Genomic DNA, 3,672 nt, shown 5'->3' with positions numbered 1-3,672 from the left:
CGCCCGCCCGTCCCACTGCATTGACCATCCCGCAAGGCAAGGAGAGTAGAGACATGAGCACGGCCCCCAAGAAGCAAGCCCCCAAGGCGGACGCGAAGACGCAGGCCCAGCCCGAGGAAAAGGCGGCGTTCAAGCCCAAGAAATCCGTGGCGCTGTCCGGCGTCGTCGCCGGCAATACCGCGCTGTGTACCGTCGGCCGCAGCGGCAACGACCTGCACTACCGCGGCTACGACATCCTGGATGTCGCCGACACCTGCGAGTTCGAGGAAATCGCCCACCTGCTGGTCCACGGCAAGCTGCCGACCAAGGCCGAACTGAAGGCCTACAAGGAAAAGCTGCGCAGCCTGCGCGGCCTGCCGGTGCAGCTGCAACTGGCGCTGGAAGCGCTGCCCGCCGCCAGCCACCCGATGGACGTGATGCGCACGGCCGTGTCGGTGCTGGGCTGCGTGCTGCCCGAGAAGGACGACCACAACCTGCCCTGCGCGCGCGACATCGCCGACCGCCTGATGGCCAACCTGGGCTCGGCCCTGCTGTACTGGTACCACTACAGCCACAACGGCCGCACCATCGACGTGCAGACCGACGACGACAGCATCGGCGGCCACTTCCTGCACCTGCTGCACGGCGAGAAGCCCAGCGAAGAGTGGGTGCGCGCCATGCACATCTCGCTGAACCTGTACGCCGAGCATGAATTCAATGCCTCGACCTTCACCGGCCGCGTGATCGCCGGCACGGGCTCGGACATCTATTCGGCCATCACCGGCGCCATCGGCGCGCTGCGCGGCCCCAAGCACGGCGGCGCCAACGAAGTCGCCTTCGAAGTGCAGAAGCGCTACGAGACCCCGGACGAAGCCGAGGCCGACATCCGCCGCCGCGTCGAGGCCAAGGAAGTCGTGATCGGCTTCGGCCACCCGGTCTACACCGTCTCCGACCCGCGCAACAAGGTCATCAAGGAAGTCGCCCGCAAGCTCTCGAAGAAGGCCGGCAGCACCAAGATGTTCGACATCGCCGAGCGCCTGGAAACCGTCATGTGGGACATCAAGAAGATGTTCCCCAACCTGGACTGGTTCTCGGCCGTCAGCTACCACATGATGGGCGTGCCCACCGCCATGTTCACCCCGCTGTTCGTCATCGCGCGCACGGCGGGCTGGTCGGCCCACATCATCGAGCAGCGCGTCGACAACAAGATCATCCGCCCCACCGCCAACTACGTGGGCCCGGAAGACCAGAAGTTCGTGCCGATCGAGAAGCGGAAGTAACGTGACCGCCCCGGGCCCGTCGTCGTCCCATCCGGCGCCGCGCGGGCCCGTCGCGGCCTCCTGTATCCATTTCCAGGAGAGGTATCCGCATGTCCGCCCCCATCTCCAACGTGCGTCCCGATCCCGACCAGGTGCTGGCCGATATCGCGGACTACGTTCTCAACCATGACATCCAGAGCGATCTCGCCTACGAGACCGCGCGCAACTGCCTGATCGACACGCTGGGCTGCGGCCTGGAAGCGCTGGAGTACCCGGCGTGCCGCAAGCTGCTGGGTCCGATCGTGCCAGGCACGGTGGTGCCGCAAGGCGCAAAGGTCCCCGGCACCCAGTTCCAGCTGGACCCGGTGCAGGCTGCCTTCAGCATCGGCGCGATGATCCGCTGGCTGGATTTCAACGACACCTGGCTGGCCGCCGAATGGGGCCATCCGTCCGACAACCTGGGTGGCATCCTGGCCGTCGCCGACTGGCTGTCGCGCACCGCCGTGGCCGCCGGCAAGCCGCCCCTGACCATGCGCGCCGTGCTCGCCGGCATGATCAAGGCGCACGAGATCCAGGGCTGCATCGCGCTGGAGAACTCCTTCAACAAGGTCGGCCTGGATCACGTCGTGCTGGTCAAGGTGGCGTCCACCGCCGTGGTGGCGCAGATGCTGGGCCTGGACCGCGACGAAGTCATCAACGCCGTGTCGCTGGCCTGGGTCGACGGCCAGAGCCTGCGAACCTATCGCCACGCGCCCAACACCGGCAGCCGCAAGAGCTGGGCCGCCGGCGACGCCACCAGCCGCGCCGTGCGCCTGGCACTGATCGCCCGCAGCGGCGAGATGGGCTATCCGTCGGTGCTCAGCGCCAAGACCTGGGGCTTCTACGACGTACTGTTCAAGGGACAGCCGTTCAAGTTCCAGCGGCCCTATGGCAGCTACGTGATGGAGAACGTGCTGTTCAAGATCTCGTATCCGGCCGAGTTCCACGCCCAGACCGCCGTGGAATGCGCGATGCAGCTGCACGAGCGGCTGCGGCTGCTGGGCCGCAAGGCCGAGGACATCAGCCGCATCGTCATCCGCACGCACGAGGCCTGCATCCGCATCATCGACAAGCAGGGCCCGCTGAACAACCCGGCCGACCGCGACCACTGCATCCAGTACATGGTCGCCGTGCCGCTGCTGTACGGCCGCCTCACGGCCGCCGACTACGAGGACGGCGTGGCGCGCGATCCCCGCATCGACGCCCTGCGCGCCAAGATCGTCTGCGTCGAGGATCCCGCCTATACCCGCGACTATCACGATCCGGCCAAGCGCTCCATCGCCAACGCGCTGACCGTGGAGTTCGAGGACGGCGCCAGGCTGGACGAGGTGGTCTGCGAATACCCGATCGGCCACCTGCGCCGCCGCGCCGAGGGCATCCCGCTGCTGGAAGCCAAGTTCCGCACCAACCTCGCCCGCGTGTTCCCGGACCGGCAGCAGCGCCGCATCCTGGATGCTTCGCTGGACCAGGCGCGGCTGGAGGCGATGCCGGTGAACGAATACGTCGACCTCTACGTGATCTAGGCCAGGCGGGAACCCCGGGAGCGCCCGTGGCGCTTCCCTCTCGTCCGCTCGCCCTGGCGCGGCGCCCGCGCCCGCCAGATCGTCCTGGCGCGCAAAAGCCGCGGCTTACAATGCGGCTTTCCACGCAAACGGGACCGCGCCATGGCCATGCTCTGGATCAAGACCTTCCATATCGTCTTCATCGCCTCCTGGTTCGCCGGGCTGTTCTACCTGCCGCGCATCTTCGTCAACCTGGCCCAGCAATCCGACGCCTCGGTCCAGGCCACCCTGCTGGGCATGGCGCGCCGGTTGTACCGCTTCACCACCATGCTGGCCGTGATCGCCGTCATCCTGGGCATGTGGCTGTACCTGGGCTACGGCATCGGCGTGGGCCCGGGCAACGGCTGGATGCACGCCAAGCTCTTTTTCGTGCTGCTCGTGATCGGCTACCATCACGCCTGTGGCGTCATGCTGCGCAAATTCGAACAGGGCAAGAACACCCGTTCGCACAAGTTCTATCGCTGGTTCAACGAAGTTCCCGTCTTGCTGCTTTTGGCGGTGGTGGCGCTGGTCGTCGTCAAACCCTTCTGATTCCCCTCTGCCTTTGCCCATAAGCCAGGATCCGCATGTCCTCTGATGAACAGGACCGTCCGCGCAAGACGCTGACAATCAAGAAAACCGCGCGCGACGCCCGCGCCGAAAGCGAGGCCACGCCCGCCAAGCGCAGCCGCAGCGGCGCCCGCGCCCGCCTGGTCGCCCAGATCGAGCGCGACAAGGAAAAGATCGAACGCCTGAAGACGCCGGACGCGCCCGCGCGCGACGCTGGCGACGGCGAACGCGCCCCGCGCAAGCCCGCCGCGGCCCGTGGCGGCGCCGGTCGAGCCGACGCTGGC

Annotated in this window: 3 protein-coding genes and 1 pseudogene; all 4 read left to right on the top strand. The window is 67.1% G+C overall.

Features of this window, described 5'->3' with window-relative positions; translation table 11 throughout:
- Nucleotides 1-53: 53 nt before the first annotated feature.
- Nucleotides 54-1,259: a bifunctional 2-methylcitrate synthase/citrate synthase gene (gene prpC, locus AC6LJ9_RS30325; RefSeq protein WP_498150409.1), complete on the top strand. Its 1,206-nt coding sequence runs from the start codon at nucleotides 54-56 to the stop codon at nucleotides 1,257-1,259.
- Between the two features lie 89 nt (nucleotides 1,260-1,348).
- Nucleotides 1,349-2,800, top strand: coding sequence for a bifunctional 2-methylcitrate dehydratase/aconitate hydratase (locus tag AC6LJ9_RS30320; protein ID WP_498150408.1), 1,452 nt, complete (start codon nucleotides 1,349-1,351; stop codon nucleotides 2,798-2,800).
- 141 nt (nucleotides 2,801-2,941) lie between these two features.
- A complete protein-coding gene (locus AC6LJ9_RS30315; protein ID WP_498150407.1) occupies nucleotides 2,942-3,370 on the top strand; it encodes a CopD family protein in 429 nt (142 codons plus the stop codon).
- Between the two features lie 35 nt (nucleotides 3,371-3,405).
- Nucleotides 3,406-3,672, top strand: a pseudogene (locus AC6LJ9_RS30310) (DNA methyltransferase); the annotation flags it as partial.

Source organism: Achromobacter sp. 1011811831 (assembly GCF_059760905.1).
Note: the sequence above shows the minus strand (reverse complement) of the source record. Positions and strands in the feature narration are given on the sequence as shown.

Excerpts from the sequence above, each read along its gene's own strand:
- AC6LJ9_RS30315 (WP_498150407.1), top strand. The coding sequence starts at position 2,942 with ATGGCCATGCTCTGGATCAAGACCTTCCATATCGTCTTCATCGCCTCC.
- AC6LJ9_RS30320 (WP_498150408.1), top strand. The coding sequence starts at position 1,349 with ATGTCCGCCCCCATCTCCAACGTGCGTCCCGATCCCGACCAGGTGCTG.
- prpC (WP_498150409.1), top strand. The coding sequence starts at position 54 with ATGAGCACGGCCCCCAAGAAGCAAGCCCCCAAGGCGGACGCGAAGACG.